Genomic DNA, 6,005 nt, shown 5'->3' with positions numbered 1-6,005 from the left:
TCGATGCGGGTGACAAGGGTTACATTGACTACTTCGCGCCCATCGTGGCCGATGCCGAAGCCGGCTTCGGTGGAGTGCTCAATGCGCATGAGCTGATGAAGGCAATGATCGAAGCGGGCGCGGCCGGCGTGCACTTCGAGGATCAGCTCGCCTCGGTGAAGAAATGCGGCCATATGGGCGGGAAGGTGCTGGTGCCGACGCAGGAAGCGGTGCAAAAGCTGATCGCCGCCCGTTTCGCCGCCGACGTGATGGGTGTCTCCACCATCGTGCTGGCCCGCACCGATGCCGAAGCCGCCAACCTGATCACCAGCGACCACGACGCCAACGACAAGCCCTTCCTCACCGGCGAGCGCACCCAAGAAGGCTTCTTCCGCGTCAAGAACGGCCTGGAACAATCCATCAGCCGTGGCGTGGCCTACGCCCCCTACGCCGACTTGGTGTGGTGCGAAACCGGCGTGCCCGACATCGGCTTCGCCCGCGAATTCGCCCAGGCCGTGCACGCCGCCTGCCCCGGCAAGCTGCTGTCGTACAACTGCTCGCCTTCCTTCAACTGGAAGAAGAACCTCAACGAAAAGCAGATCGCTTCCTTCCAGGAAGACTTGTCCGCGCTGGGCTACAAGTTCCAGTTCATCACCCTGGCCGGCATCCACATCAACTGGTTCCAGACCTTCCAGTTCGCCCACGCCTACGCTCGCGGCGAAGGCATGAAGCACTACACCGAAATGGTGCAAGAGCCTGAATTCGCCGCACGCGACAAGGGCTACACCTTCGTGTCGCACCAGCAGGAAGTGGGCGCAGGCTACTTCGACGACGTGACCACCGTGATCCAAGGCGGCTCGTCCAGCGTGAAGGCCCTGACCGGCTCGACCGAAGAAGAGCAGTTCCACTGAAATGTCTTCTGCCCCGGCCTATCGGCGGGGGTTTGCAAGCGAGAAGCCCGGGCGATCCCCGGGCTTTTTTACGTCCGGAGGATGCGTCGACGCAGCCGAGACCGAGTCACATGTGATACGTGGTCTGCACCGGCGGTGGTGCCTGCAGTGTCCGCATGACCACGCAGCAGCGCTCTGCTGCCACGCGCAGTTTCTCCAGCATGTCCGGCGGTGTGCCGTCTTTGACTTGCAGGTGGATGTCGCAGGTGATGGACTGGAAACCCACGGGCACATCTTTCTGAATGCCCAGGGCACCGCGCACATCGACCGTGCCCTGGACATGCACCTCCAGCGCGGTCAGTTCGATGCCCAGGCCGGCTGCGACCAGGCGGATGGAGGAGTCCTGGCAGGCAGCGAGCGCAGCGCACAGCAGGTCGCCAGGGCAGGGCGCGTCGTAAGGGCCACCCACAGCACTGTGCACGCCAACGGCCAGCGCTGGGTGGTCACCGGCGCTGGGGATCACCAGAGAATGGAATGGATCGGTCGGGTCTGTGCTGCGCGTGCTTGCGCGGTCTGTAACCATGGCCAGGGCCGGGTTGGCCTTGTATTGGGCGCGCAGGCTGGCCTGCGTTTCGTGGATGTTGGTGCGCATGCCGGTTCTCCAGTTTCATCAGCAGGGACAATGGGATGGGCCGATGTGCCAGCAATTCAGGCGTCGGCGGTGGTGGGATCGATGGTGGACACCACGCGTGCCACACTGTTGATGGGAAAGCCGCCGAGCCGGGCGTGGTCATGCAGTTGCTGTTCGCTGGCCGCGTTGTAGACACAATAGATCTTGTCGCCGGTTACGTAGCTGTGAACCCACTGCACATCTGGGCCTAACTCGCGCAGCACGCTGCACGATTTCTGTGAAATGCCCTGCAGGTCGCCTGCACTGACGCCGCCGATACCAGGAATGCTGCGCTCGATCACGAACTTGGGCATGAGAATCTCCTTCAGGTGGTTGGGGTGGCTCTAAGGTAGCGAGCGGCTTGGCAGAAGACCTTTAAAGTTCCTAAAAATCGGCTAAAAATGCCGCACGGGTGCCCGCATTGGGGAAGACGCATGCAGGATCGATTTCAGTTTGACCGCTTCGAGGTCCGCCCAACCGAGCGCCTGCTGTTGGTCGATGGACAACCGGCCGAGTTGGGCGCGCGCGCTTTCGACTTGCTGCTGTGCCTGCTGTCGTACCGCGACCGGGTGGTGTCCAAAAGCGAACTCCTGGATGTGGTCTGGCCCGGTCTGGTGGTCGAGGAGAACAACCTGTCGGTGCAGGTGTCTGCGCTGCGCAAGGTGCTGGGCTCGCAATCGATTGCCACCATTCCCGGGCGCGGCTACCGATTTGCGCTGGACCTCACACCAGGCGCAGGATCGCCGCTTCGTGATGACATCGCCTCGAAGGCCAACGATGGCGCGCGCCCCACTATCGCGGTGCTGCCGTTCAGCGTCCTGACGGACAACCCGCAGGTGGGCTTTCTGGCCGACGGCCTGGTCGAGGATGTGATTGCGCTGTTGGCTCGCGTGCCAGGCTTCTTGTTGATTTCCCGCGCATCGTCTTTCGCCTTTCGGGGCCATGCGGTGACGGTGACCGAGGTGGCAAGGCAACTGGGTGTGCGTTTTGTGGTGGAGGGCAGCGTGCGCCTCGTTGGTGAGACGCTGCGCGTGTCCACCCAGTTGAGCGAGGCTTTGACCGGGCATGTGCTTTGGAGCGGTCGCTTCGATCGTCGTCGCGACGCGGCCGTCGATCTGCAGGAGGATATAGCGCGAGGCATCATGTCCGAGCTGGAGCCCGAACTGACCCGCGCAGAAATCGCGCACATCCGTCGCCAGCGCCCCGAGAACCAGGATGCCTGGGCTCATTACCACCAGGCCGTGGGGTCGCTGGCATTACAGGGTTGGAGCCGCGACGCGATGGCCGAAGCGCGGCATCGGCTACAGACCAGTGTGGCGCTGGACCCGGCGTTTGGCCTCGGTCATGCGCACTACGCGTTGCTGACAGCCTTGTCGATGAACATTGGAGCGCTGCCCAACGACCCAACCCTCGCGCAAGAGGCACTGGATGCCGCGCGCCGCGCCATGGCACTGGATGATGGCAGTTCAGAAGTAATGGGTTATGCAGGCTGCGCGCTGTGCGATCTTGGCCATCACGACCAGGGTGTCGAGGTGCTTCAACGGGCGCTGGCAATTGATCCAAGCAATGCCCAGGCGCATGTGGCGCTTGGCGCTTCTTTGGTACTTACTGGCCAGATCGAGGCTGGCATTACGCAGATGCGTTATGGCATGAAGATCAGCCCACGTGACCGACGAATCGGCTTCTGGGGGTGGGCGATGGGAACCTTTCTTCTGATGGCTGGCCACCTTGATGAAGCCCTTGTCGAGGCGCGCGTGTCAAGCCGCCGTGACCCCCAGTTTCCGCTGCCGCGCGTACTGGAAGCGGCCATCCTGGACCGGCAGGGGCATGCTGCCGAAGCCCGCGCCGCGCTGGCCTGGGCTCGTCGGCTCAGCCCGGCCTTGACTCTGGAGGAGGTCTCTCAGACCCACGGTCGTCATGCGGGCAAGTGCTTGGCCTTGCTGTGGGAGCCCGTCGGTCCGTGAGCCTGCCTCCCAGCGTGAAGGCCCTGACCGGCTTGATCGAAGCAGAGCAGTTCCACAGAGATGTCTTCTGCCCCGGCCTATCGGCGGGGCCTTGCAAGCAAGAAGCCCTGGCGATCCCCGGGCTTTTTTGCGTGTGATCGGACCGCGAGAAGAGCGCCCGTGTCGCTGCGGCCCAATCGATGAGCAAAAACACCGCGCTTTGAGGCAAGTCAAGGTTGTCGGGGTTCAACATCTCACAATGTGAGCAATGTCCATTTTGTGTTTCCGGTTGTGGTTTCTCAACGAAACCATTGGCATGAAAGGGGTAGGTTTCATGAACTCAAAGTGTTTGACGTCTTGGGTTGCAATCGGTTTGTGGTTGGTAACCCTGGCGAGTCATGCGGCGTCGCCTGCCAACCAGGCTCAACTGGACACCTATTCGGATGCGCTCTGTCAACTCAAAATCAATGGCAAGCCGAGTGGGCGCCTTGAGGTTGGGGTCAAGCGCTCGATCAAGGTCAATCCGGGACCGGTTGAGTTGCTTTGTGTCCGTGCCGACGGGGTGGCGCATCGAGCGCAAATGGAGGTGCGTGCTGGAGAAGTGGCCGCAGCGCGCATTCGGTTTCAATGGGAGGCATCAGCCGACGGCGTCATTGATAAAGCGCAGCGCCTGGTGTGGGCGCGCAGTGACAACGGTGTTGACATCGACTGGACATCGGCTGGCACGTGGTGCGCAAGCAAGGGCGCGGGCTGGCGTTTACCCACCAGGGCGGAACTGGAGGGGCTGACGGCGGGCTCTGCTGGCGAGACCACGCCGTGCGCGGGCGTTCAGTGCAAGGTGACCGGCTTGTTCGATTTGTCCGGCTATTGGATGTGGAGCGGTGATCGCGATGCGGATGGCAAAGCCTTCTACCACTACTTGCACACCGGCCACACACAGGCATCTTCCATCGCGTACCAACTGAAGGCGCGCGTGTTGTGCGTGCGTTCGCAGTGAAATGTCTTCGACGTTCTGAACAGTGGCATCTACGCAAGTGGCGAGGGCGCGTTGCACTAGACCGAAATGGTGACGCCACCTGAGTTCGCTGCCCGAGACTAGGGCTACAGCTTCGTGTCGTCCCGGCGGGAAGCGGGCGCCGGTTATTTCGACGAGTTGACCACCGTGATCCATGGCGGCTGGTCCAGCGTAAAAGCCCTGGCGCGTTCGATCGAAGAAGCGCAGTTCCAATGAAAGGTCTTCTTTCCCGGCCTGTCGTTGTGTTTGCAAGCAGCTTCCGGGTGATCCCCGGGCTTTTGGTGTTTTCGGACTGGCTGCGGCCACGACGCGGCAGTCACCGTTCGCGTGCCACGGGCAAAATAACCTAGTCGTCGCCGGAGTATCGCCATGCCCCACATCCCTCAATGGAGCCACACGCTGAGCGTGCGCAATGCGCGACTGGATGAGCAGCACATTGTGCTGATCGAACTGTCCAAAGAGTTGATTGCTCTGGTGAGGCGGGGGCCGCCTACCGACGCGCCCATCCTGGAGGCACTTCGGGAGTTTGCTGATCTGGCGCGCCGCCATGACGAGCTGGAAGAGGGTTTGCTGGCGGCCAATGGCTGTCCAACACTCGAAAAACACCTCGCCATCCACCGCATGGCGGAAGCCGAACTGGATCGATGGATGGTGGCTGCGGCCTCTGAGTCGCTGGACCGCAAGGCCTTGATTGATGGCCTGGATGGTTGGATGGCCCACCATCTGACCGAGACGGACATGCCGGTCAAAGGCTACATGCACGACTGAAGGTTGTTCCTGGCGGAAGCGGTGTCAGTAGAACTTGCTAGGTGAATTTCTAGAAATTTTCATTTGTCCCACATAAATTCCCACATATAAGCATGTTGTTGCGGTCACGGAGGGATAAAGAACGTATCGCGAGTTGCGGGTGTGATGGCCTCTTAGGGACGGTGTTCAAGCCCCTGGTCAAACGCGATTGGCGTTAGCGAGTGCGACAGACCCAATGGCGCCATGACCCAACTGGAGCTTGGCCTGTGTAAGAGCACGAAACGCACGCGCAAGGCGGTGTTCCTCGGGGAGATAAACCTGATTGCGCCGTACGCACTTCGCGGCAAGAGCGGGCGCCCACCGGTTGAGCTGGTGACGATGCTGCGCCTTCTTATCCTCCAGCAGTTGTTCGGCCTGAGTGACTTGGCCACGGAAGAAGCCGTGTTGGAGACGACGCTTCATTAGCGAGTTTTGTGGCCTCGCCGGTGGCGAGCGCATCCCCGACCGGGTCAGCATCCTGCGCTTTCGCTACCTGCTCGAAGGACATCAGTTTACGGCTCACTCACTGGCCGTGGTCAATGCCACCCTGGCCGATAAAGGCTTGATGCTCAAACAGGGCATGGTGGCGAACGCCAGCTTGATTGCCGGACCTAGCTCGACCAAGAACCAGAGCGGGGAACTTGACCCCGAGATGCAGGAGACTCCAGACAAAGAAGGGTAACCAGTGGAATTTTGGTTTGAAATGCTATATTTGCGCGCAC

At 61.3% G+C, this 6,005-nt stretch carries 6 protein-coding genes and 2 pseudogenes; 6 read left to right on the top strand and 2 right to left on the bottom strand.

Features of this window, described 5'->3' with window-relative positions:
• Positions 1–890: isocitrate lyase/phosphoenolpyruvate mutase family protein (locus VFW72_RS11150; protein ID WP_329674372.1), on the top strand; the 890-nt coding region annotated here is incomplete at its 5' end.
• Positions 891–996: 106 nt separating this feature from the next.
• On the opposite strand, the gene VFW72_RS11145 is transcribed toward VFW72_RS11150, so the two are convergent.
• Entirely contained in the window at positions 997–1,521 is a 525-nt protein-coding gene (locus VFW72_RS11145; protein WP_329674371.1) for an OsmC family protein, read from the bottom strand.
• Positions 1,522–1,577: 56 nt separating this feature from the next.
• A complete protein-coding gene (locus tag VFW72_RS11140; protein ID WP_329674370.1) occupies positions 1,578–1,853 on the bottom strand; it encodes a DUF4242 domain-containing protein in 276 nt (91 codons plus the stop codon).
• Between the two features lie 120 nt (positions 1,854–1,973).
• Here VFW72_RS11140 and VFW72_RS11135 point away from each other — a divergent pair, with 120 nt between their 5' ends.
• The 5 genes and pseudogenes from VFW72_RS11135 to VFW72_RS11115 form a co-directional block, all read left to right on the top strand.
• Positions 1,974–3,503 carry a winged helix-turn-helix domain-containing protein gene (locus VFW72_RS11135; RefSeq protein ID WP_329674369.1) on the top strand — a complete coding sequence of 510 codons (1,530 nt, stop codon included), beginning with the start codon at positions 1,974–1,976 and terminating at the stop codon, positions 3,501–3,503.
• A 313-nt stretch (positions 3,504–3,816) separates the two neighbouring features.
• Positions 3,817–4,479 (top strand): DUF1566 domain-containing protein, encoded by a 663-nt coding sequence (locus tag VFW72_RS11130; RefSeq protein ID WP_329674368.1) that lies wholly within the window; start codon positions 3,817–3,819, stop codon positions 4,477–4,479.
• Positions 4,480–4,509: 30 nt separating this feature from the next.
• Positions 4,510–4,713, top strand: a pseudogene (locus VFW72_RS11125) (isocitrate lyase); the annotation flags it as partial.
• A 153-nt stretch (positions 4,714–4,866) separates the two neighbouring features.
• Entirely contained in the window at positions 4,867–5,265 is a 399-nt protein-coding gene (locus VFW72_RS11120; RefSeq protein WP_329674367.1) for a hemerythrin family protein, read from the top strand.
• A 222-nt stretch (positions 5,266–5,487) separates the two neighbouring features.
• Positions 5,488–6,005: pseudogene (locus VFW72_RS11115) on the top strand (transposase); the annotation flags it as partial.

Origin of the sequence: Aquabacterium sp. (assembly GCF_036273115.1) — a bacterium.
Lineage (GTDB): Bacteria > Pseudomonadota > Gammaproteobacteria > Burkholderiales > Burkholderiaceae_C > Aquabacterium.
Note: the sequence above shows the minus strand (reverse complement) of the source record. Positions and strands in the feature narration are given on the sequence as shown.

Bases quoted from the DNA above. Each gene is read 5' to 3' on its own strand.
- VFW72_RS11145 (WP_329674371.1), bottom strand. From the start codon at position 1,521: ATGCGCACCAACATCCACGAAACGCAGGCCAGCCTGCGCGCCCAATAC.
- VFW72_RS11140 (WP_329674370.1), bottom strand. From the start codon at position 1,853: ATGCCCAAGTTCGTGATCGAGCGCAGCATTCCTGGTATCGGCGGCGTC.
- VFW72_RS11135 (WP_329674369.1), top strand. From the start codon at position 1,974: ATGCAGGATCGATTTCAGTTTGACCGCTTCGAGGTCCGCCCAACCGAG.
- VFW72_RS11130 (WP_329674368.1), top strand. From the start codon at position 3,817: ATGAACTCAAAGTGTTTGACGTCTTGGGTTGCAATCGGTTTGTGGTTG.
- VFW72_RS11120 (WP_329674367.1), top strand. From the start codon at position 4,867: ATGCCCCACATCCCTCAATGGAGCCACACGCTGAGCGTGCGCAATGCG.